The sequence below is a fragment of the Chitinophaga sp. CF418 genome, assembly GCF_900142925.1.
Lineage (GTDB): Bacteria > Bacteroidota > Bacteroidia > Chitinophagales > Chitinophagaceae > Chitinophaga.
This window is the reverse complement of sequence record NZ_FRCN01000002.1, coordinates 419,970-441,947: the sequence shown is the minus strand read 5'-3', so window position 1 is coordinate 441,947 and position 21,978 is coordinate 419,970. Positions and strand designations below refer to the sequence as shown.

At 46.6% G+C, this 21,978-nt stretch carries 20 protein-coding genes and 1 riboswitch; of the genes, 13 read left to right on the top strand and 7 right to left on the bottom strand.

Going from position 1 to position 21,978, the window contains the following annotated elements:
* Window positions 1-18 precede the first annotated feature (18 nt).
* Both F3I09_RS06420 and F3I09_RS06415 read left to right on the top strand, forming a co-directional pair.
* Complete coding sequence (locus tag F3I09_RS06420; RefSeq protein WP_149694218.1) at window positions 19-930, top strand: NUDIX domain-containing protein; 912 nt, start codon at window positions 19-21, stop codon at window positions 928-930.
* A gap of 11 nt (window positions 931-941) precedes the next feature.
* Entirely contained in the window at window positions 942-2,357 is a 1,416-nt protein-coding gene (locus F3I09_RS06415) for a nicotinate phosphoribosyltransferase (RefSeq protein ID WP_149694217.1), read from the top strand.
* Window positions 2,358-2,506: 149 nt separating this feature from the next.
* On the opposite strand, the gene F3I09_RS06410 is transcribed toward F3I09_RS06415, so the two are convergent.
* Genes F3I09_RS06410 through F3I09_RS06390 form a run of 5 tightly spaced genes read right to left on the bottom strand, consistent with a single transcriptional unit; the run spans window position 2,507 to window position 9,436 of the window.
* Complete coding sequence (locus tag F3I09_RS06410) at window positions 2,507-5,686, bottom strand: efflux RND transporter permease subunit (protein WP_149694216.1); 3,180 nt, start codon at window positions 5,684-5,686, stop codon at window positions 2,507-2,509.
* A 6-nt stretch (window positions 5,687-5,692) separates the two neighbouring features.
* Window positions 5,693-6,754, bottom strand: a complete 1,062-nt coding sequence (locus tag F3I09_RS06405) for an efflux RND transporter periplasmic adaptor subunit (RefSeq protein WP_149694215.1) — start codon at window positions 6,752-6,754, stop codon at window positions 5,693-5,695.
* A gap of 32 nt (window positions 6,755-6,786) precedes the next feature.
* The gene (locus F3I09_RS06400) at window positions 6,787-8,148 is read right to left on the bottom strand and encodes a TolC family protein (RefSeq protein ID WP_149694214.1); all 1,362 of its coding nucleotides are present in this window, start codon (window positions 8,146-8,148) and stop codon (window positions 6,787-6,789) included.
* Between the two features lie 55 nt (window positions 8,149-8,203).
* Window positions 8,204-8,815: a TetR/AcrR family transcriptional regulator gene (locus F3I09_RS06395; RefSeq protein WP_149694213.1), complete on the bottom strand. Its 612-nt coding sequence runs from the start codon at window positions 8,813-8,815 to the stop codon at window positions 8,204-8,206.
* A 9-nt stretch (window positions 8,816-8,824) separates the two neighbouring features.
* Window positions 8,825-9,436: a TetR/AcrR family transcriptional regulator gene (locus tag F3I09_RS06390; RefSeq protein WP_149694212.1), complete on the bottom strand. Its 612-nt coding sequence runs from the start codon at window positions 9,434-9,436 to the stop codon at window positions 8,825-8,827.
* 898 nt (window positions 9,437-10,334) lie between these two features.
* Here F3I09_RS06390 and F3I09_RS06385 point away from each other — a divergent pair.
* Window positions 10,335-10,814: a hypothetical protein gene (locus tag F3I09_RS06385; protein ID WP_149694211.1), complete on the top strand. Its 480-nt coding sequence runs from the start codon at window positions 10,335-10,337 to the stop codon at window positions 10,812-10,814.
* A 106-nt stretch (window positions 10,815-10,920) separates the two neighbouring features.
* Here F3I09_RS06385 and F3I09_RS06380 read toward each other — a convergent pair whose 3' ends face one another.
* Complete coding sequence (locus F3I09_RS06380) at window positions 10,921-12,180, bottom strand: pyridoxal phosphate-dependent aminotransferase (RefSeq protein ID WP_149694210.1); 1,260 nt, start codon at window positions 12,178-12,180, stop codon at window positions 10,921-10,923.
* A 352-nt stretch (window positions 12,181-12,532) separates the two neighbouring features.
* Here F3I09_RS06380 and dnaN point away from each other — a divergent pair, with 352 nt between their 5' ends.
* From dnaN to F3I09_RS06365, 3 genes are all read left to right on the top strand, one after another.
* The gene (gene dnaN / locus F3I09_RS06375; RefSeq protein WP_149694209.1) at window positions 12,533-13,651 is read left to right on the top strand and encodes a DNA polymerase III subunit beta; all 1,119 of its coding nucleotides are present in this window, start codon (window positions 12,533-12,535) and stop codon (window positions 13,649-13,651) included.
* Window positions 13,652-13,886: 235 nt separating this feature from the next.
* Window positions 13,887-14,690, top strand: coding sequence for a sterol desaturase family protein (locus tag F3I09_RS06370; RefSeq protein WP_149694208.1), 804 nt, complete (start codon window positions 13,887-13,889; stop codon window positions 14,688-14,690).
* Between the two features lie 42 nt (window positions 14,691-14,732).
* The gene (locus F3I09_RS06365; RefSeq protein WP_149694207.1) at window positions 14,733-14,990 is read left to right on the top strand and encodes a hypothetical protein; all 258 of its coding nucleotides are present in this window, start codon (window positions 14,733-14,735) and stop codon (window positions 14,988-14,990) included.
* An 84-nt stretch (window positions 14,991-15,074) separates the two neighbouring features.
* On the opposite strand, the gene F3I09_RS06360 is transcribed toward F3I09_RS06365, so the two are convergent.
* A complete protein-coding gene (locus F3I09_RS06360) occupies window positions 15,075-15,575 on the bottom strand; it encodes a lipocalin family protein (protein ID WP_149694206.1) in 501 nt (166 codons plus the stop codon).
* A 45-nt stretch (window positions 15,576-15,620) separates the two neighbouring features.
* Window positions 15,621-15,730, top strand: a riboswitch (TPP riboswitch).
* A gap of 50 nt (window positions 15,731-15,780) precedes the next feature.
* On the opposite strand from F3I09_RS06360, the gene thiS reads away from it, so the two are divergent.
* The 7 genes from thiS (at window position 15,781) to thiH (ending at window position 21,780) form a co-directional block, all read left to right on the top strand.
* Complete coding sequence (thiS, locus tag F3I09_RS06355; RefSeq protein ID WP_089829296.1) at window positions 15,781-15,984, top strand: sulfur carrier protein ThiS; 204 nt, start codon at window positions 15,781-15,783, stop codon at window positions 15,982-15,984.
* Window positions 15,985-16,095: 111 nt separating this feature from the next.
* Complete coding sequence (thiC, locus tag F3I09_RS06350) at window positions 16,096-17,925, top strand: phosphomethylpyrimidine synthase ThiC (protein WP_149694205.1); 1,830 nt, start codon at window positions 16,096-16,098, stop codon at window positions 17,923-17,925.
* 10 nt (window positions 17,926-17,935) lie between these two features.
* Complete coding sequence (locus tag F3I09_RS06345) at window positions 17,936-18,550, top strand: thiamine phosphate synthase (protein WP_149694204.1); 615 nt, start codon at window positions 17,936-17,938, stop codon at window positions 18,548-18,550.
* A complete protein-coding gene (locus F3I09_RS06340; RefSeq protein WP_149694203.1) occupies window positions 18,523-19,278 on the top strand; it encodes a hydroxymethylpyrimidine/phosphomethylpyrimidine kinase in 756 nt (251 codons plus the stop codon). Before F3I09_RS06345 ends, F3I09_RS06340 begins: the two co-directional genes overlap by 28 nt.
* Window positions 19,275-19,889: a thiamine phosphate synthase gene (locus F3I09_RS06335; RefSeq protein WP_149694202.1), complete on the top strand. Its 615-nt coding sequence runs from the start codon at window positions 19,275-19,277 to the stop codon at window positions 19,887-19,889. The genes F3I09_RS06340 and F3I09_RS06335 overlap by 4 nt, the downstream gene beginning before the upstream one ends.
* On the top strand, window positions 19,886-20,659 hold the full coding sequence (locus tag F3I09_RS06330) for a thiazole synthase (protein ID WP_149694201.1): 774 nt from the start codon (window positions 19,886-19,888) through the stop codon (window positions 20,657-20,659). Before F3I09_RS06335 ends, F3I09_RS06330 begins: the two co-directional genes overlap by 4 nt.
* A gap of 11 nt (window positions 20,660-20,670) precedes the next feature.
* Entirely contained in the window at window positions 20,671-21,780 is a 1,110-nt protein-coding gene (gene thiH / locus F3I09_RS06325; protein WP_149694200.1) for a 2-iminoacetate synthase ThiH, read from the top strand.
* Window positions 21,781-21,978 lie beyond the last annotated feature (198 nt).

The window sequence follows — 21,978 nt, the reverse complement described above, 5'->3', positions numbered from 1 at the left end:
CACAAAAGCATGTTATCAATGACAACGCAAAAGCCGACAGGGGTAATAATCGCAAGGTTCCAGACACCCTCCCTACATGAAGGGCACTTACAGCTGATCAGAGAGGTAAAATCCAAACACAATCGCCTGATCATCATACTGGGTGTCAGCCCGATCAAAGGCGGCCGTAAGAACCCGCTGGACTATTACACACGCGAACGGATGCTGAAACAGCTTTTCTCCGATGTGATCGTATTACCACTCAGCGACCAGGCTTCAGATAAAGTATGGTCCCGCAAACTGGATGAACTACTGGGAAACAACCTTGGTAATGAAACATTCATTCTGTATGGCAGTCGTGATAGCTTCATCCCTTTCTATTCCGGCCGCTTCCCTACTGTGGCATTACCACCGGTACAAGACTTTAACGCTACTGCACAAAGAGAGGCTGTTTCTGATAAAGTATTTGATACAGAAGAATTCCGGGCGGGCATCATCTATAGCACCTATAATCTTTATCCTAAGGTATACCCTACAGTGGACATCGCACTGTTCCGCAATAACCGCCGGGAACTGCTCTTAGGACGTAAAGCAGCCGAAAATGCCTGGCGATTGCCTGGTGGTTTTGCTGATCCTGACGATGTCAGCTTTGATGCCGCTGCTGCAAGAGAATTACAGGAAGAATGCGGACAGATAGAAACAAGCCCTATGCAGTATGAAATGTCCCTGCAAATGGATGACTGGCGCTACCGCTCTGAAGTGGACAAGATCATCACTACCCTTTTCAGTACCGACCTGCTATTTGGTGAACCTGCTGCCGACGATGACCTGGCCGCCATGCGCTGGATCAATATCAATGCAATCCCAGAACTGATAGCACAGGGTGAAATAGTTAGCACTCACATCCCTCTCCTGAAAAAATTAGCTGAAAAATATTCTACTAACGACTAAATAGAAGAATCATGACAAAGGAAAACCTCATTTTATTAGCAGATGCCTATAAATATTCCCACCACAAACTCTATATCCCAGGCACTGAATACATCTATTCCTATTTTGAAAGCCGCGGGGGCAAATTCGAAGAAACCGTTTTCTATGGCTTGCAGTATTTCCTGATGGAATACCTGCAGGGTGCAGTTATCACCAAAGAAAAAATTGACGAAGCGGAAGCCACCTTGCTGGAAGTATTTGGCCGCAATGATGTGTTTGACCGCAGCCGTTTCGAATATATCATCGAGAAACACGGAGGCCACCTCCCTGTACGTATCAAAGCGGTTCCGGAAGGTACTGTAACAGGCGTACGTAACGTATTAATGAGCATAGAGAATACAGATCCTGAGTGTTACTGGCTGACCAATTTCCTGGAAACACTACTTATGCAGGTATGGTACCCTTGTACCGTAGCCACTCTCTCCAGAGAGATCAAAAAAACAGTGAAGAAATATTATACAGAAACAGCCAGTGAAGCTGCTTTTGCAGGAATCGACTTTGTACTGAACGACTTCGGTTTCCGTGGGGCCAGCTCCGTAGAAAGTGCCGGTATCGGCGGTAGCGCTCACCTCATAAACTTCTCCGGCAGCGATACACTGATTGGTTCCACTTTCGCCAAAAGATATTACCAGGCACCGGTTGCTCCCGGATTATCTATTCCGGCCACCGAGCACTCTATCGTGACACTGCTGGGCGAAGAAGGAGAGATAGACATCTTCCGTCACATCCTGAATACATTCCCTACAGGTACTGTTGCCTGTGTTTCTGACTCTTACAATATCTTCAGAGCATGTAAAGAATACTGGGGCACTGAACTGAAAGAACAGATCCTCAGCCGGGAGGGCACACTGGTGATCCGTCCTGATAGTGGAGATGCTGTACAGACCCTCCTGAAAGTATTTGAGATCCTGATGGAAACCTTCGGTTATACCCTGAATGAAAAAGGTTATAAAGTACTGCCTCCACAGGTCAGAGTGATACAAGGCGATGGCATCAGTTACTCTTCTATTCCTCCCATCTTTGAAGCGTTAAAACAGGCCGGCATCAGTGCTGAAAACCTTGTATTGGGAATGGGTGGCGCCTTACTGCAAAGGGTCAACAGGGATACGCAGGAATTTGCATTGAAATGTTCCTTTGCACAGGTGAATGGTGTAGCTATCAATGTACAGAAGAACCCTCTTGAACTGGATGCCAATGGTAACACCAGGGTATCTTTCAAAAAATCCAAATCAGGTAAACAGAAACTCGTACTGGATAATGGTACCTATAAATCCCTTCCTCAAAACGAAGCACCGGAACTGAAAGACCAGCTGCTTACAGTTTTTGAAAATGGTGAGATCAAAACAACATACACATTTAACCAGATAAGAAAGAACGCAACAATCTGACTTGTCGCCATCATTTGTCCCCCTTACCGGCCGTCCTGTGCGACGGCTTTTTTTATGCTCATAAAAAACAGAGGCCGGAGTAAGAGTACTCCGGCCTGTTGCCTAAACCTACAACTGTTACACTATTAGTAACTAAAATCTTTTATTGATCAATTCAACGATGATTCTTCAATTTCTGCTGCATAAGGAGCCACCAGTCTTTGGCGGATTAATCTTTTTGCAGAAGGTTTGTTCCATCCGAAGCGGTTCATCACACTGTCCACGATCCTGTATACTACAGGCACTATGATCAGGGTCAGGAACATGGAGCTGATCAGACCTCCGATGATCACCCAGGCCAGACCGTTCTTGATCGAAGACACACCACCGGTTGCCAGTGCGATAGGCAACATACCAATCACCATGGCGATAGTAGTCATCAGGATTGGACGCAGACGGGCATTGTTCGCATGTATTAACGCTTCATTGGTGCTCTGTCCCTGCTCTTTCATCTGGTTGGCAAAGTCAACCAGGATGATAGCGTTCTTGGCCACCAGACCTATCAACATGATTATACCCAGGATGGTGAAGATATTCAGGGTATTGTTGGTAAGCGCCAGCGCGAGCAAAGCGCCGATAATAGCCAGCGGGATGGAGAACAATACCACAAATGGATAAATATAGTTGTCGTACAGCGCTACCATGATCAGGTACACCATTACGATCGAGATCAGCAAGGCTGCTCCCAGCGCACCAAATGAATCTCCCTGGTTTTCCGCATCACCTCCCCATACATAAGAGATACCAGTAGGTTTACGAAGTTTCTCAATCGCTGTCGCAAATTCTGTTTGTACACTACCACTTGGCCGTCCTATCACCAGACATTTTACAGACACAGAAGTGTTTTTATCTCTTCTTTCCAGACGGCTAGGACCAGAACCTTCCGTTACAGTTGCAAACTGCGACAAACGGATCAGCTGCCCCTGATTGTTCAGGAACTGTATATTAGATACGTCCTGCAGGCTCTTACGGTTAAAGTCATCAAAACGAAGGTTGATGGCATACTCATAATCACCCTGACGGAATTTTATTTTAGAATCGTCTGCAGTTCCACTGAAAGCAGTCTGCATGGTACCTCCTACATTTTCCAATGTCAGACCCAGTGCGGACATTTTATCGCGGTCCACCTGCACGTTGATCTCAGGATTACCTTCCTCTACGGATAATTTCGCATCGCTGGTACCGTCTATTTTGGCCAATACGTTTCTTGCTTCTTTTGCATATGCCATTACACTATCCAGCTCTGTACCCATCACAACCAGCTCCACAGGCGCATTTTCTGCAGTCCCCAGGATACTTACATTCATGGTTTTCACTTTCACACCAGGCAGAATATCCCTTATCTGTGCCTTCATTTTCGCAGCATAAATGTCGGAACCGTCAGCACGTTTTTCAGGATCTACCAGCATTACCGTAATCTCTGATTTGTACGCAGTAGACTGGGATGTACCCATACCATCTTCACTGGTCTGACCAACAGTGGTGATCAGACGGGTTACTTCAGGTTTCTTTGACAGATATTGTTCCGCTTTACGCGTGGCCTGGTTGGTTTGTTCTACAGATGCATCTTTCGGCATTTCCAGTACCAGGATGAACTGGCCACGGTCACCTCTCGGAATGAACTCACCACCGATGTACCCTTTACCTAACAGCATAAAAGACAGGAATAGCAAACCTATGGCCACTACCAGGGTAATAAGTTTGTGGCTCAGCGCCCATTTCAGGATACCTGTCATCCAGTCCGTGAACTTCTGCAGCTGTCTTTCAAACCAGAGAATGAATTTCTCAAAGAAGTTCTTCCCGGTGATATGCTCCAGTTTTCCAAAACGGGAGGAGAGCAACGGTACGATCATAAAGGACGATAACAAACTAAGCATCGTAGAGATCATTACCACCACACAGAATTCTCTCAGGATCTTTGATACCAATTCGTTCGTTAAAGAGATTGGCAGGAACACCACCACAATTACCAGGGTGATGGAAGTAACGGTAAAACCGATCTCTTTCACACCATCAAATGCCGCACGTACCCTGTTCTTACCCATTTCCATATGCCGGTAGATGTTTTCCAACACCACGATAGCGTCGTCCACCAGGATACCTACCACGAGAGACAAACCAAGCAGAGACATCAGGTTCAGTGAGAAACCGAACAGCTTCATACCGATAAATGTAGCTACCAGGGATGCAGGAATAGAGATCATTACGAAGATCGCGCTCCTGATACTGTGGAGGAACAACAGCATTACCGCTGCCACCAGTACTACCGCAATGATCAGGTCATGTATCACAGAATCGGCAGATTCCAATGTAAAGTCTGAGGAGTCATTCGCGATGAAGATCTTCAGGTTATTAGCGGCATACTCTTTTTCTACGCGTACAATCGCTTTTTTCATTTCCTCACTCACGGTCACCGCGTTGGCGTCCGTCTGTTTCTGCACCTGCAATGCAATTGCGCTTGTACCATCCACACGGGCCATACGTTCCACGTCCTTCTGAGCATCCTGCACATCGGCCACATCACTCAGCCGGATCTGTGTACCGTCTGCGGTTGTTGAGAGCACCAGGTTACGCAGCTGGTCCACATTTTTATACTTACCAGCCAGACGGATCAGTATCTGCTGATCTGCTGTTTTCACTTTACCGGTAGGGAAGTCCAGGTTAGCGTTGGTAACTGTCTGTCTTACCTGGTTAATAGACAGTTTATATGCTTCCAGTTTATTCGGGTCGATGTTCACCTGTATCTCACGTTCCTGTCCACCGATCAGGGAGATCTGTGCCACTCCCGGTAAACGGGATAACAATGGCTGCAGCTTTTTATCTACCAGGTCATAGAACTCCTTGCTGTCCATATTGGCAGTTGCAGACAAGGTCATGATAGGTAAATCAGACAGGGAGAATTTTGTGAGCGATGGCGCCTTGGCATCTGAAGGCAGATCTGACAGGATAGCGTTCACCTTACGCTGAGCGTCCTGCATAGCAAGATCAACATTGGCGTCGTTATTCAATTCTACGGTAACGGTAGACAAGCTCTCAGAAGATTTTGACATGATCTTCTTTATCTTCTCCATTGATGCTACCGCATCTTCTATCTTTTTTGTAATGGTGCTCTCCACCTCTTTTGGAGATGCACCCGGATATACTGTTGCGATGGTCACTACCGGCGACTCAAACTTCGGCAACAGCTCATAGTTGAGCGATTGGTAGCTCATCACGCCCAGCAATGTAAGAATGGTGAATATCACCACCACTATTGTAGGCCGCTTTATGGATATTTCTGTGATCTTCATAGTTGATTATTTTTGGACCGTTACCTTAACACCATCTACCAGGTTAATCTGTCCGCTGGTAATAACAGTTTCTCCTTCATTCAATCCTTCCCTGATCTCTACTTTATCTCCATAAATACGGCCAGCCACTACCTTACGCAGTTTCGCGGTATTGTTTTCCATTACATACACCTGGTTGCTGTTTACACCACCTACGAAAGCGGTACGTGCTACCAGGATGGTTGGCAATGCATCCATCATTTCGAAATGAGCGGTACCATACATACCGGCTCTCAGTTGCTTACCGGTGTTATTCAGCACTTCCATTTCCACTGGGTAGTTCAACGTATTGTCACCTTTGGCAGCAATGAAAGTTACACGGCCCTCATAGTTCATTTCAGGGAACACGTTGGATGTTACTTTCACTTTGTCGCCTTCTTTCAGGTTCACCACCTGAAATTCCGGTACAGATACCGCCAGTTTCAGGCGGGATACATCTACGATATCAAACATCTTATTGCCCACGGAGAGATAAGCACCCTGCTCTATATATTTTTTGTTGATCACACCACTGATAGGAGCTTTGATATAAGTATCACCTACACGACGGCTTGCGGCTTCAACTTTTGTTTTCTGGAGTTCATACTGCAGGGTTACATCATCCACCTGTTTCTTAGTTACACCACCTGTTTTAAAAGCAGCTTCATATCTTTCTTTATCTACTCTCATTTGTTCCAGGTTGGTTTTGGCGGCAGAGAGATCAGTACCCAGTATTTCGCCATCTACATGCGCTATTATCTGTCCCTCATGTACAACACTACCTTCATCTACCAGCAGTTTATTGATACGGCCGGCAGTTTCCGCCAGATAAGTCAGTTCACGTACAGGAGTGAAGTTACCGTTGGACTGAAAGCCCTGTGAAAAATCTGATTTTGCTACCTTTTCTACCAATACGGGCACATCGCCGGCGTTACTCTTCTTCACAAATTCCGTTTTGGCTTCATTTTCCTTTTTATTGGCGCCCAGTTTCCACATGATCAATACAACAGCTGCAATGGTCAGTGTGCCCCAGATAAGAATCTTTTTCATATAGTTTGGTATGCGGTTTTTAGCGGTTTTAATTAGTTCAACAGGCTTTTCAGATTACCATTGGATTTGATGATATCCAGTTCTGCCAGCTTATATTGCAATAAGGCTTCGTTGTAGTTGTTCTGTGCGGAAGTGAGGGATGTTTCAGCATCCAGCAGATCCGTCAGGTTGGCCAGGCCCAGGTTATAGTTGTTCTGGGTAGAGTTGTATACTTCATTAGCCAGATCTACGTTCTCCTTCTGCTCCTTAATAGTGGCCAGGTTATTCTGTACCTGCAGCTTGGCGTTTTCATACTGCGTACTCAGGGAGAGGGTAGTAGCCTCCATGTCTTTTCTCAGCTGCTTAAGGGTCACGTTGGCCTGGCTTACACGTGAGCGACGCGCCCATCCATCGAAAATGGGGATCTTCAGCGTAAGGCTTACAGCCGCCATATCGTACCAGCTGGCAGTAGAACCATTTGACTTGGATTTCAGCATGTCAAACTTATTGCTGATGCCATTATAGGAGTAGTTGCCAGACAATGCCAGGGAGGGATAATACTCCGCGCGGTAGGCTTTTTTCTGGAACTCCTGCAGCTCTTCCTGTTTCTTTAGTAGGCGGTATTCGATCCTGTTGTCGACGTTCATACCACCAAAATCTGCTACAGTCGCTTTGTTTTCTATTTCCCTGAATGAAGCGGGAGGCAGGTTCAGGGTGGTGCTCATAGACATCCCCATTTGCTGCTTCAGTTGATTGGCCTGTACCAGGAACTGGTTCTGTGCCTGTGTGCGTTGTGTTTTATAATTGGTAAGGTTCACACGCATACGGTCAAGATCTATCTTACGTGCCAATCCGTTCTGCACCTGGGAGGAAGTGGTCTCTACCAGTTTGGTGAGCTTTTCGATATTAGCATCCAGTACGATCATCTTCTCGCGGGACACCAACGTATTGTAATAAAGCTGTGTTACATTATAGATCACAGTCTCTTCACTCTGTACAGTCTGCATTTTGTAGTATTCTTCACCAGCTTTTGCAGCTTTCAGACCGGTAAATACTGACTGGTTGAATACTTCCTGTGTTACAGTACCTGAAGCGGTCACATTGTGTGTAGTGCCGGCCTGCAGCAGGGTAGTAGTACCGGGCGCTCCTCCCGTAATTTCGCCGGGAACGGCAAGCACCTGTTTCTTGATATTATTGGTATACTGTCCCTGGGCGTTTACCTGGGGTAAGGCCCTGGCTCTTACTTCACTGGTTTTAAAACGGCCCATATCTTCTTCCAGCCGGGTACGTGCCAGTTGCTGATTGTTCGCGAGTGCATACTTCAGGCACTCCTGCAACGACAGTTCCGATTGCGCATAGGAGGTATATCCCCCTATTCCCATTAAGAGAATAAGCGTTAACATTATCCTTTTCATCCGTATGTTTTACTTTGATTTTTTTAGTTGGCGGATATAGTTTTAAGCGGTAGTATTAGTCTTCTTTAATCTGTAGGTATTCAGCGGCCAGCTTACGTCCTTTCATTGTTGTCACTCCCAGTATAAAATGTATGGTGATCTCTCTCATTACCTCGTGCATATTGAACTGTGCAGCAGGAAACTGCATTGGTTCAAAAGCCATGTCCAGTTGTAGCAGCCGCGTACGTGCCATGATGTTCAGTTTAAGGTCTTTGCGGTAGAGCCCTTCCTGCATACCCCGTTCAAGGTTGGCTGTAATGGCCTGCAACAGCCGCTCCTGTTTGAACACTTCGACATCTTTCCAGATATCGGGGAGGTATTTCTCCATTTCAAATAGCATCACGGGATTGATCGTATTCCCCATCTGTGCTATGTACTCCACCTCTTTCAGCAGTTCCTCAATAGCGTTAGCAGATTGTTGACGAAAATCTTCCAGATGCTGCTCGTGCCTGTTCAGCAAAAAGCGCACCCCATCCTGCACCAGTTCTTCCTTGTCCCTGAAATGTTCGTACACCGTTTTCTTTGACACTCCACATTCCCTTGATATGTCGAACATTGTAACACTCTTAATTCCATACGTCCTGAACATCCTTGATGCTGTTTCCAATATCCGCGCTCTGACTGGCATTATTCCTGTTTATTGTTTCTTGATTCCTCTGACGAATATTTCCGTCAACAATTTCTGCTGTGCTACTATCTTATCAAATGCTTCTTTATCTAAATCGGGGATATTATCGGGGATGCAGCTCATTCCGGCAAACCGCAATCCTTCCATAGCGTCCCTGTATAATTGTGCGATCGCTACAGGATCATCAACGTCAAATTCTCCTGAGGCCACGCCTTTTTCTATGATCTTGGTGAGCATCTTTGTCTCCCGCTCATGAACAGACCGGATGATCTGTTGTATCTCTTCTGATTTATCATTGAGGATCTTAAACAGTTCCAGGCGACTATAACGCTCAACGAACTGCTTTTTTATAGTGATTATATTGGAAAACATTTCCTCGGACGAAATGTCCTTATCGGCTTCTGCTTCCTGTTCATCGAAGAAAGTTTCCCCGATCTTCATCAACACGGCATTGTGCAATGCCTTTTTATCGGAAAAGTAATAGTACAACGATGCCTTTGAGCAACGCAGGTCATCTGCAATCTCATTCATGGTGGTTTTAGACGCACCATAGTGCATAAACCGCTTCAAAGCCGCCTCCAGGATTTTATCCCTCATTTCATCTTTGTTCTCAGCAAGCATTAACTTTTTGACTTTTTTAGTTTACGGGTCAAAAATAGGAAGAATTCAGAGAAAAGTGAAGCAAGTTGACCATTTAACAATAGATTAACTTTTCGACTTCAAAAGTCAAAAGGTTGAAAAGTCAAAAAGTCAATCTTATTTTGTATTAATAATCAATATATTATACATTCTCTTTTCTTCTTTAAAAGAAGGATATTGGGTTTTGAGGTTCGATTGAAGTTCGATGGAGATTCGTTTGAGATAGCTTAATCCTCCCTTAATCTTCCCTTCAGAAGGAAGGATTAAGCTATCTCAAACGAATTTCTATGCCATGTTAATACTTATTCACTCCTTGGTTCGGTGTACTTCTGTGTCCGGTACAACCAGGTATTAACCATGTTTCTCCTATGTCCAACTTACGTTCATCTTACGTTCCAAGACGTAGGATGAACGTAAGTTGGACATAGGAGAAACGAAGCTTGTACCTGTTTAAATCAGCATTAAGACGGCTAATATGTCCTCAGCCCTTCCCAGGGCGCTGGGTTTATAACCCCGGGGAATAACCTGGGGAACAGCTAATTCTGGCCCTGTTCCTCAGAGGAGGACCATCGGTAACATTCCCAGGCATTCTCCGGGAAAAGTAAACATTCGGGCTATTACGGGGTTATTTAAAGGTTACGGGCACTATGGCGCTTATAGTTGGCCGTCGTTTGTGCTACCTTAATCCGACGCTAATTATAACATAAAGCGCATTTTTCATATTCGGGGATGAGATCGGGGACATTATGCGATCGATTCCTTACCAGCTGGTCTCAACATTCTGGGTTTTAACCGACAAATTTTTACTTTATATCTCAGAAAAAATGATCCTGGCACTTTAGGGCATTGCTTTTGCCTTACATAGGTAAAATCAAGCGCTATGAAAAAGTTAATGCTTCTTCTGTTAGCTGTAACAGGTTTTACAGTAACAACCATGGCCCAGCAGATCAATGTGAGTATAAATCTAGGAAGACAACCGGTATGGGGACCCGTGGGTTATGACTATGTTGATTATTATTATCTCCCCGATATCGAAACATATTATTATGTACCAGATAGGGTATACATCTACAGGTATGGCAATGATTGGCGCAGGTCAGCTGTCCTGCCAGCCAGGTATGCGAATTTCGATGTGTACCACGCACATAAAGTCGTGATCAATGGTGTGAACAGGCCTTATTTATACCATAACAAGTATAGTAAGGAGTATTATGGTTACAGGAATAAACATGATCAGGTATCCATTCGTGATAGCAGGGAAGAGAAATACTTCGTGAACCGGGATCATCCACAGCACAAACAGTGGAAAAAAGATAACCGGGGTCACGGAAAACAGGGCAGGGGTCACGACAAACACTAAACATCCCCTTCTTTCCACAACGCCACACACACCTATTCAATGAAGAAGGCCGCTCCGTTCAAGACGGGCGGCCTTTTCTTTTCTTATAGCTTGCCAGTATAATCTGTTATTGCAGTTTCTCCAATGCTGATTTCAACTGGGCGATCATTGCCGGGATCTCCTCTTTCTTACATGTACCAACACTGAGGCGGTACCATGGCGCGTTTTTGGAAGAACCGAAAGCATAGAAAGGCACCAGACCCAGTTTAGCCTCGTTCAGGATGTAGGAGGTAACAGCTGCCTGGTCCTGCAATACAGTACCATCAGCGGTCTTTTTACCTACCAGGTCAATTTTCAGGGTCAGGTAGATAGCTGCCTGTGGCGCGATAGCGTCTACAGGATGGCCGGCTTTTTTCAGGCTGTCAAAACCTTCGTAGATCTTCTGCAGGCGCTCTTCTACTTCTGCTTTGAATTTCTTCAGGTAAACGTTCACTTCATCCTTACGACGCAGGTAGCGGGCAGCGGCATGTTGCTCTGCCATCGGGCTCCAGGCGCCTACGTGAGAGAGGATGGACTTCATTTTACCAATTACATGAGCAGGTCCTAAAGCCCAGCCCACCCTTACGCCGGTAGCAGCGAAAGCTTTACTCATACCGTCGATGAAAACGGTATAATCGCGCAATTCCGGACGGAGGGAAACAGGTGTGTAGTGGTGCGTCTGGCCGAAGGTCAGTACCCAGTACATCTGGTCAAACAGGATGTATAGCGGTTTCTGATCAGCGCTACGGCTCTTGTTTTCGGCAATTACGAGGTCGCAGATCTCTTCCAGCTGTTGCTTACCGAAAGCAGTACCTGTAGGGTTCTGCGGAGAACACAACGCCAGGAGGGTAGCTCCTTTCAGCAGCGGTTTCAGTTCAGCAGCAGTTGGCATGAAGTCGTTCTCCGGCTTTGTTTCCAGTACGACGTGCTCTGCTTCCAGGAAGTGGGTATAGTGGTTATTGTTCCAGGATGGAGTGGCATATACTACCTTTTCTCCCCTGTCAACAATTGTTCTGAAAGTTGCATAGATGATTGGACGACCGCCGCAGGAGATCACGATTTCCTTGGCAGGATCGTAGTTCAGGTTCTCATGTTCAGCGATAAACTCGCTCACTGATTTCCTTAGTTCGGGAATACCGTCAGCCGGAGGATAGTTGGTATATCCTTCCTTATAAGCCGTTATGATCTCTTCCTCAAATTCAGCCGGAATTGGGAATACCTTGGGGTCAAAATCCCCAATGGTAAAATTGTAGATCTTCTCGCCCTTGGCCTGCTTCTCCTTTATCTCACCGGCCAGCTTGATAATTTCAGACCCGATCAACGTTTCGGCTAAATGAGACAGTTTCATAACCCAAAAGAATTTTTAGTTTTAAAAATATTTTTTTGCGCCCGCAAAGCTAAAGGATATGAACATCATTTAAAAGAAACAGTAGATTTTTTCACCACATCACAATAAACTAGACATTCATTGAATTTATTTCAATAAAACAAGACATAATCATCACTTTGTCTAACATTGCATTTTCCGGTAATATCTGTAAATAGCACGATACTTGACAATTCTTTCTATCTTTGTCCGCTTTCTTAAAAAGCCTTATTTTTAGTGCGGTTAACAAATCCAGAATACGGCCAACAATGTCAAAATCCTTTACAGTGGCCGATTTTGATAAAAAAGCAAAAAGTAAATAACAATATATCACATGAAGTTTATCGTTTCTTCCTCTACTTTGTTAAAACAATTGCAGCAGATCAGCGGGGTGATTAACTCTAATACGGTGTTGCCTATATTGGAAGATTTCCTTTTCCTGATCGACAAGAACGAGCTGACCGTAGTGGCTACAGACCTTGAGACTGTCATGAAGGTAAAGCTGGAGGTTGAAGCCAAAGAAAATGGCCGTATCTGTATTCCCGCCAAGATCCTGATGGATTCACTCAAGAATCTGCCCGATCAGCCGCTGACTTTTCATATAGATCTTAATTCTTATGCTGTAGAGATCACTTCCGACAACGGTAAGTATAAGGTGATGGGAGAAAATCCTGAGAATTTCCCCAAAGAGCCTACAGCAGATGATACTACCTCTTTCACGCTGACATCTACAGCACTTGTAACAGCGATCAATAAAACATTGTTTGCCGTAAGCAATGATGACCTGCGTCCGGCGATGACAGGTGTGTTCTTCGAATTGACCCCCACCAGCCTCACATTCGTAGCCACCGATGCTCACCGTCTCGTGAAGTATGTAAGGACCGGTGTAGAATGCCCTAAAGCAGAAACCTTCATTGTGCCTAAAAAGCCGCTGAACCTGCTGAAGTCTGCATTACCTGACAATGACAGCGAAATAAAGATCGCCTATAGCCAGAACCATTTCTTTGTAACACATGATGGCGCCCAGATGATCTGCCGCCTCATTGACGCAAGGTTCCCTGACTATAAAGTGGTGATTCCAAAAGATAATCCTTACCGCCTTACCCTGGCAAAAAGTGATTTCCAGAACGCCCTGAAACGTGTGAGCGTGTTCGCCAATAAGAGCACCAACCAGGTAGCCCTGAACATCACCGGCAGTGAGCTCCAGCTTTCTGCACAGGACGTGGATTTCTCGTTTGAAGGTAACGAACGCATGAGTTGCCAGTACACCGGCGATGATATGCAAATTGCTTTCAACGCGAAGTTCCTCATTGAAATGCTGAACGCCGCAGAAGGAGATGAGATCACCATTGAACTGTCTACTCCAACTAAAGCTGGTATTCTGAAGCCTTCTGAAAAAGAGGAAAATGAAGACCTGCTGATGCTGGTAATGCCACTTATGCTGAACAACTAATCAGTTCTACAACAACTAATAACTTATATTTATTTGTAAAGCAATCTCTCACAAGGAGATTGCTTTTTTCTTTACCCACAGCCACTTTCAAAAGAATTGTTATTTAAAAAGTTCGTAAATTAATACCAGTAAAACAGGACAGTAAGCGAATTGATTACCCCAGTTTGATGACCACTATTTCACGATGAACTGATAAAGGGCATGAAGGTATCATGTCAAAAATTTGAATTCCCATATGGAAGAATTTTTCAATACTATTCCATCCTGGTATCGTACCGCTTTTCTTGTAGGCGGACTGTTACTGCTGTGGATGATAGAAGGAGCTATACCTCGCCTCTCCTTGAAGGTAAACCGGTACCAGCATGCGGGCACCAACCTGTTCTTTACGCTGACAACAGCTATTGTTAACCTTGGTTTTGCATTCGTAATCGTTATCGCATCAGAATGGACTGCAAAGGCCCATTTCGGCCTCTTATACCTCGTTGCGTTGCCGGTGTGGCTCCATTGCCTGCTGGCCATTATGATGATGGATCTGATAGGTGCTTACCTGGTGCATCTCATCCAGCATAAAATTGCCTGGATGTGGCATTTCCATAAGATCCATCACATCGATACGGCCGTTGATACAACTACCGCCCTGCGGCATCATCCCGTAGAATCTGTTTTTCGGGTGGTAGCCCTTATACTGGCCATTGTTTCCATGGGAGTGCCTATCTGGATGGTAATGTTATACCAGACCATTTCGGCTTTTATGTCCCAGTTTAACCACGCCAATATCCGGTTGCCCAAATGGCTTGATATCGCCCTTAGCTGGGTCATTGTATCGCCTGACATGCATAAGGTGCATCATAGTCATTATCAACCGGAAACTGACTCCAACTATGCAAATATCTTTTCGTTCTGGGATCGCCTGTTCGGCACATTTGTGGTGGTAAATGATGTAACACGGCTACGCTACGGGCTGGATGAGTACCAGGAATCTCAATATCAGCAGATAGGGACACTGTTGAAAGTACCCTGGGAAGAACAAAAGCAATAAACAGGTTATGAACTTTTCATTTTCATTTTAATTCTTACTTATATGCAACAGCACACCACGTCCACCCCCACTAAAATTGCCTGCTTCGTTTCTATGTTTGCGGGCATATTCGCAGCAATATATGCCTTCGTGTCAAGGAATCATAATACCGCACTGGTATTAGGCATTGCAGCAATTGTATTGGGCGGACTTTCCGTATTAAAAGCGCACAAGAATATTGATGACACACAAGTAGCTACAGCGGGTATCTTCATGGCGGTTGTGGCCTGCGCAGTAGCTTTGTGGAACATGTATCATTAGTTAGTTCATGACAACTATAGTCTGCAATGCAGGCAGCAGGCAATATATCGCAATTGTCTGTTGCCTGTAGACTATGGGACGGAACTATTTCTTTTTGCTTTTAATCTTTTTGTATTCTTCGAGGTATCCCTCTACGGCTTTAATGGGAAACAATACTAACGAAGTATCGGTTAGTGACTTGATAAGCGTAGTATCTATGACAGTGGCGGAATCTTTCTGCTGCGAGCCCTCTATATGGCTCCATAGTAACAGCGTATCATGCGACACACCCCACTTGTCATATTTCATCGAGTAGGTATTGATTGAGGTAATGGCACCTTTTTTCTTCAGCAGAAATCCCTGCGTGGCCTTATCTACTCCCCGTACAGGCTGTAGCCATTTGCCCAACAGCTGGTCTTCAGTATAGGATATCGTATCCGCCTTCACCAGCGTTACGGAATCAGCGATCGTTTCCGGGGTGACTGTATCCCTCACATCAATCAGGCTGCTGTCTTCGGGCGTATTTGTTTTTGAAGACGGAGACGGCTGTTGACATGCTGCGGTAATAACAGTACAGATCACTGACAGGACCAGACATTTTTTCATAGTTCCAAAGATAGCAATACTAGTTTAACAAATTTAACTACCTTTAAGGCACTTTAGGGGTGTTTCCCGGTTGTAAATACTTCCGGGAAGCTGAGATGAAACCCTCAGTACCTGACGCAGCTCATACTGCCGTAGGGAAAAGTAGCTGAACTCTTCTTCATCTTTCCATCCTTAAAGTTTATTGTTCACTTAATTCCTTGCAAACATGGAAGTGCTTGTAAACAATAAACTTTATGCGGTGCAGCCAGGAACCACTGTTGCTGCCCTCTTACAGTTTATTCAACTTTCTTCAGAAAAAGGCGTCGCTATCGCCATCAACAGCCAGGTTATTCCGAAAACCTCCTGGCCCGAACAAATTTTGCAGACAGCAGATAAGGTCACGATCATCCGCGCCACGCAGGGCGGATAAGGGCTCGTTTACCGGTGTACAATAACAAATGATACGCGCACAGCCGTGAGGCCGTGGTGTGTCCCTGTGCGCCGTCTTCTCAACTCATAAATCCTAATTCAATCATCAGTTATGCATTCAATTTCCCGTACGCCCTTCCCGGCATCCAGAAAGATCTATGTAGATGGCGTTGCCATGAGAGAGATCACGCTGACTCCTACACGCCTCCATGGCAGTAAAGGAGCTGAAGCACCTAATTCCCCCGTGGTAGTTTATGATACCAGCGGCCCGTACACTGATCCCAATATTGATATCGATGTACGTAAAGGCCTTCCCAGGCTGCGTGAGAGCTGGATCAAAGACCGTAATGATGTTGAACAGTTGCCGGGCATTACTTCTGCATATGGCCGGGAAAGAATGGCGGACAGCCGCCTTGATGGCCTGCGTTTCTCTTATCAGCATTCACCGATGAAAGCGAAAGCTGGACATAATGTATCGCAGATGCATTATGCAAAGAAAGGTATTATCACCCGCGAAATGGAATACATTGCCACCCGCGAGAATCAATGTGTAGATAAGTTATTCCAGGAAAATAATGCCCTCTGGCAGCAACATAAAGGCCAGTCCTTCGGTGCTAATACACCGCTAAAATTCATCACACCTGAATTTGTAAGGCAGGAGATAGCTGCCGGACGCGCTATCATCCCCAATAATATCAATCACCCGGAAAGTGAGCCCATGATCATTGGCCGCAACTTTCTGGTGAAGATCAACGCCAATATTGGTAACTCCGCTGTTACCTCCAGCATAGAAGAAGAAGTCGAAAAAGCAGTATGGGCCTGCCGCTGGGGAGCAGATACCATTATGGACCTCAGCACCGGCAAAAATATTCATGAAACAAGGGAATGGATCATCCGTAATTCGCCCGTTCCCATCGGTACCGTACCAATTTACCAGGCGCTGGAGAAAGTGAATGGCAAGGCTGAAGAGCTGAACTGGGACATCTTCCGGGATACGCTTATAGAACAGGCGGAACAAGGTGTGGACTATTTCACCATTCACGCAGGCGTACTGCTGCGTTATGTACCACTCACGGCCAAACGTACCACAGGTATTGTATCCCGCGGAGGATCTATCATGGCGAAATGGTGCCTGGCGCATCATAAGGAGAATTTCCTGTATACTCACTTTGAAGAAATCTGCGAGATCATGAAAGCATATGACGTAGCCTTCTCCCTGGGGGATGGACTTCGTCCCGGAAGCATCGCAGACGCAAATGATGCCGCACAATTTGCAGAACTGGAAACGCTGGGAGAACTGACCCACCATGCCTGGAAACATGATGTGCAGACGATGATAGAAGGTCCCGGACACGTGCCGATGCACCTCATCAAGGCCAATATGGATAAACAGCTGGAACACTGTAAAGAAGCACCTTTCTATACACTCGGGCCATTGACCACTGATATTGCGCCGGGCTATGATCATATCACATCAGCTATCGGCGCCGCCATGATCGGCTGGTTCGGTACCGCCATGCTGTGTTATGTGACACCTAAAGAACACCTGGGATTACCTGACAAAGAAGACGTAAGACAAGGGGTGATCACCTACAAAATAGCCGCTCATGCTGCGGATCTTGCCAAAGGTCATCCGGGCGCACAACACCGTGATAATGCCCTGAGCAAGGCCCGTTTCGAGTTCCGTTGGGAAGATCAGTTTAACCTTTCCCTCGATCCGGACACAGCCCGTTCCTATCATGATGAAACACTGCCGGCAGAAGGCGCCAAGATAGCACACTTCTGTTCTATGTGCGGGCCTCATTTTTGCTCCATGAAGATCACACAGGAAGTGCGGGACTATGCCGCTACCCAACAGATAGAGGAAACAATAGCCCTGGAAACTGGTATGGCAGAACAGGCACACGCATTTAAGGAACAAGGGGGAGAAGTTTACTTCTGATACTCATCTCATGATACAGATCATCACACACAGTACATTCCTGCCGGAAGAAACCATCTACTGGCAGCAACTGATTGCCGAAGGCGCAGACAGCATCCTCGTACGCAAACCTGGATGGCAGGAAACAGATTATGAACAGCTGTTGCAGGATGCAGACCCTTCCTGCTACCACAAGCTGATGATAGCCGGACATCCTGCGCTTTGCGAAAAGTACGGCCTGCAGGGCGTGCACTTCAGTGAAGCAGGCAGGGGGCTTGTAAGCGGTGACCAGATCACCGGCTACCGGCAGAGAGGATGGCTGCTCAGCACCAGCATACATGCCGCCCAGACATTGCAGATAGCCAGCGATAACTGGGACCAGTTGTTACTGGCACCCGTGTTTGACAGCATCTCCAAACCCGGGCATACCAGTACGTTCAGAGAAGGTTTCCGCCTTTCAAAGGACGGCTATAACGGACAGGTACTGGCGTTGGGAGGGATCGATCATACCACAGCAGCAAAAGCCCGCGACATGCAGTTTGACGGGATTGCCCTATTGGGCGCCATCTGGCAGGAACCAGCTACAGCCGTCAGCAATTTCCGCCGCATCAGGGATATATGGAAAACAGACGCCCTTATGTCATGAGCCTCGCCGGTCTGGACCCTTCCGCCGGAGCAGGCCTGCTGGCTGATATCAAAACTTTTGAGGCGCTCGGCGCCTATGGTCTGGGCGTCTGTACGGCCCTCACCGTACAGACAGATACCCGCTTCCTCTCGGTGGAATGGCAGTCCGCAGGTCAGATCATTGCACAGGCAACACCGCTGCTGGAAACATTTCCAGTAGAGTACTGTAAGATCGGGATCGTACGGGATGCACCTACCATTCTGGAGATTATCCTGTCTGTCAGGACCATACAGCCGGAAATACGTTTCATACTGGACCCCGTTGTGAAAGCTAGCGCCGGGTATACGTTTCACGATACCACGCAGCTATCAGTTTGGAAACAGGTATTGCAGCAGGTCTATCTGCTGACGCCCAACTATCATGAAGCGCTCCTGCTGAGCGGGGAGGAAGATGGGCATACTGCAGCAAGCGCTCTGGCAGCCTATGCTGCGGTGTTGCTAAAGGGAGGGCACCGGCCGGAAAGACAGGGAGTAGACAGTCTGTATATTGGCAAGACCGATATTATCGACATTCCTGCCGCCGCTGAAACCGTCTTTCCCAAACATGGCTCCGGCTGTGTGCTCAGCGCTGCTATTACCGCACAACTGGCAGCGGGCAACTCATTGCCTGCCGCCTGTATCAAGGCCAAACTTTATACAGAAAAGTTCCTGGCCAGTCATTCATCACTTTTAGGTTATCACATTACATGATCAGCTCATTGCATTATATATCACAACAAACAGCAACCGCCTCTCACCTGGACAATATCCTGGCTGCCTGTGAGGCAGGTTGCAGATGGATACAGCTTCGTATCAAGAATGAACCCGAAGACAAGATCCTGGCAAGCGCACTATCGGCAAAGGCTATCTGCTCACGTTACAACGCTACCCTCATCATTAATGACCATCCGCATATTGCGAAGACTGTCGGCGCCCACGGTGTACACGTCGGCAAGCAGGATATGACGGTAACCAGCGCCCGGGCCATCACCGGCGATGAGTTCATCATTGGCGGCACTGCCAATACGCTGGAGGATATTCTTGTTCATGTGAAAGACGGCGCCAACTATGTTGGTTTGGGACCTTACCGCTTTACCACTACCAAAGAGAAGCTCAGCCCCATTCTCGGGCTGGAAGGCATTGCCGCTATCATGCAGGCGCTGAGGAATATGGGTATTCATATTCCCGTTATCGCCATCGGTGGTATACTGGCAGAAGACGTGCCTGCACTGATGCAGACAGGCATTCACGGTATTGCGGTAAGTGGCCTTATCACACATGCAGAAAACAAATTTCAAACCGTATCATCTCTTACACTATGACACCACTCGTAATAGCCGGTCATTCCTTTTCTTCCCGCCTGTTTACCGGCACAGGCAAGTTCGCCTCACTGCCTCTGATGGAGGAAGCCCTATTGGCTTCGGGTTCAGAACTGGTCACAGTGGCGCTGAAAAGGGTGGACGTTCACAATGAATCGGATGATATGTTGCAGCACGTACATCATCCGCAGCTAAAATTACTGCCTAACACCTCCGGCGTAAGAAACGCCAAAGAAGCGGTATATGCGGCCCAACTGGCCCGGGAAGCGCTGGAAACGAACTGGCTCAAGCTGGAAATACATCCTGATCCACGCTACCTGCTGCCAGACCCTATAGAGACACTGAAAGCTGCAGAAGAACTGGTAAAACTCGGTTTCATTGTATTGCCTTATGTGCATGCAGACCCTGTGCTATGTAAAAGACTGGAAGAAACAGGTACTGCCGCCGTGATGCCTCTTGGCGCCCCGATAGGCAGCAACAAGGGCCTGCGGACGATAGATTTCCTTGAGATTATCATCGGGCAGAGTAAAGTACCTGTGGTAGTGGATGCAGGTATCGGTAGTCCTTCCGATGCGGCAAAAGCCATGGAAATAGGAGCAGATGCCGTATTGGTGAACACCGCTATCGCCGTGGCGAAAGACCCGGTAATGATGGCGAAGGCATTCAGACAGGCAGTAATAGCCGGCAGGCAGGCATATGAAGCGGGATTGCCTTCCGTGCAACGCCAGGCAGTGGCCTCCAGTCCATTGATCGGCTTTCTTGATGAAGTTTAAACAAGCAGACTATGTCAGGTTTTAAAAACATTTTCGATCTATATAACTGGGATGATGTCAAGGCGGGCATTTATTCGAAAACCGCCAGTGACGTAGAGGCAGCGCTTAGCCGCAGCAAACGCACCCTGGAGGATTTTAAGGCATTGATCTCCCCGGCTGCGGCTCCTTACCTTGAACAGATGGCACAGCTGAGCCGGCGGCTCACACAACAGCGTTTTGGTAACACAATGCAGTTGTACATCCCTCTGTATCTCAGTAATGAATGCCAGAATATCTGCACTTACTGTGGTTTCAGCCTGGATAACAAGATCGCCCGGAAGACACTGAACGAAGAGGAGATACTCCGGGAAGTGGCCGTTATCAAGGCAATGGGGTATGAGCATGTGCTGCTGGTCACAGGTGAGGCTAATCAGACCGTAGGTGTGGATTATTTCAGGGAAGCGCTGAAAGTGATCCGGCCACATTTTGCCAATATCTCCATGGAAGTACAACCTATGGATGAAGCAGATTATGCGGAACTGATTCCCCACGGACTGCATGCGGTATTGGTTTACCAGGAAACATATCATCAGGCAGACTATAAACTGCATCATCCCAAAGGGCGCAAATCCAATTTTGAGTACCGTTTGGACACGCCGGACAGGCTGGGCAGGGCAGGTATCCATAAAATAGGGTTGGGCGTGCTAATAGGGCTGGAAGACTGGCGTACGGATAGCTTTTTTACAGCCCTGCATCTTCAGTACCTGGAAAAAACCTATTGGCAGACGAAATATAGTATTTCCTTCCCTCGCTTGCGCCCCTGTTCAGGCGGCCTTCCTCCTAAAGTGGAAATGAACGACCGCGAGCTGGTACAACTGATCTGTGCCTATCGCCTACTGGACCAGGAAATAGAATTAAGCCTTTCCACAAGAGAAACACCTCGCTTCAGGGACAATGTGATCAAACTGGGCATTACGGCGCTTAGTGCGGGTTCAAAGACCAATCCGGGCGGATATGCGACAGATCTCTCTTCTCTGGAACAGTTCGAGATATCAGACGATCGTAGTCCGGCGAATATCAGTGGTATGTTACGGGCGCAGGGGTATGAGCCTGTATGGAAGGATTGGGATGTGGGATATTGATGAAGTTGAAAGCATATTATTAAAAAATAACAGCCCCGCATCCTACGGGGCTGTAAATTTACCTAAATCCATTACTGAAAATGTTACTTATTGAGATAAGTAGCCGCTTAATCTTACATTCCAAATGTAAGATGCACATAATGAACAACCGCTTTTACCTTCTATTATGAACAAAAAGAACAGCGGGCGTCAAAATGA

Coding starts and splice junctions, on each gene's coding strand:
- F3I09_RS06420 (WP_149694218.1), top strand. CDS start 19: ATGACAACGCAAAAGCCGACAGGGGTAATAATCGCAAGGTTCCAGACA.
- F3I09_RS06415 (WP_149694217.1), top strand. CDS start 942: ATGACAAAGGAAAACCTCATTTTATTAGCAGATGCCTATAAATATTCC.
- F3I09_RS06410 (WP_149694216.1), bottom strand. CDS start 5,686: ATGAAGATCACAGAAATATCCATAAAGCGGCCTACAATAGTGGTGGTG.
- F3I09_RS06405 (WP_149694215.1), bottom strand. CDS start 6,754: ATGAAAAAGATTCTTATCTGGGGCACACTGACCATTGCAGCTGTTGTA.
- F3I09_RS06400 (WP_149694214.1), bottom strand. CDS start 8,148: ATGAAAAGGATAATGTTAACGCTTATTCTCTTAATGGGAATAGGGGGA.
- F3I09_RS06395 (WP_149694213.1), bottom strand. CDS start 8,815: ATGCCAGTCAGAGCGCGGATATTGGAAACAGCATCAAGGATGTTCAGG.
- F3I09_RS06390 (WP_149694212.1), bottom strand. CDS start 9,436: ATGCTTGCTGAGAACAAAGATGAAATGAGGGATAAAATCCTGGAGGCG.
- F3I09_RS06385 (WP_149694211.1), top strand. CDS start 10,335: ATGAAAAAGTTAATGCTTCTTCTGTTAGCTGTAACAGGTTTTACAGTA.
- F3I09_RS06380 (WP_149694210.1), bottom strand. CDS start 12,180: ATGAAACTGTCTCATTTAGCCGAAACGTTGATCGGGTCTGAAATTATC.
- dnaN (WP_149694209.1), top strand. CDS start 12,533: ATGAAGTTTATCGTTTCTTCCTCTACTTTGTTAAAACAATTGCAGCAG.
- F3I09_RS06370 (WP_149694208.1), top strand. CDS start 13,887: ATGGAAGAATTTTTCAATACTATTCCATCCTGGTATCGTACCGCTTTT.
- F3I09_RS06365 (WP_149694207.1), top strand. CDS start 14,733: ATGCAACAGCACACCACGTCCACCCCCACTAAAATTGCCTGCTTCGTT.
- F3I09_RS06360 (WP_149694206.1), bottom strand. CDS start 15,575: ATGAAAAAATGTCTGGTCCTGTCAGTGATCTGTACTGTTATTACCGCA.
- thiS (WP_089829296.1), top strand. CDS start 15,781: ATGGAAGTGCTTGTAAACAATAAACTTTATGCGGTGCAGCCAGGAACC.
- thiC (WP_149694205.1), top strand. CDS start 16,096: ATGCATTCAATTTCCCGTACGCCCTTCCCGGCATCCAGAAAGATCTAT.
- F3I09_RS06345 (WP_149694204.1), top strand. CDS start 17,936: ATGATACAGATCATCACACACAGTACATTCCTGCCGGAAGAAACCATC.
- F3I09_RS06340 (WP_149694203.1), top strand. CDS start 18,523: ATGGAAAACAGACGCCCTTATGTCATGAGCCTCGCCGGTCTGGACCCT.
- F3I09_RS06335 (WP_149694202.1), top strand. CDS start 19,275: ATGATCAGCTCATTGCATTATATATCACAACAAACAGCAACCGCCTCT.
- F3I09_RS06330 (WP_149694201.1), top strand. CDS start 19,886: ATGACACCACTCGTAATAGCCGGTCATTCCTTTTCTTCCCGCCTGTTT.
- thiH (WP_149694200.1), top strand. CDS start 20,671: ATGTCAGGTTTTAAAAACATTTTCGATCTATATAACTGGGATGATGTC.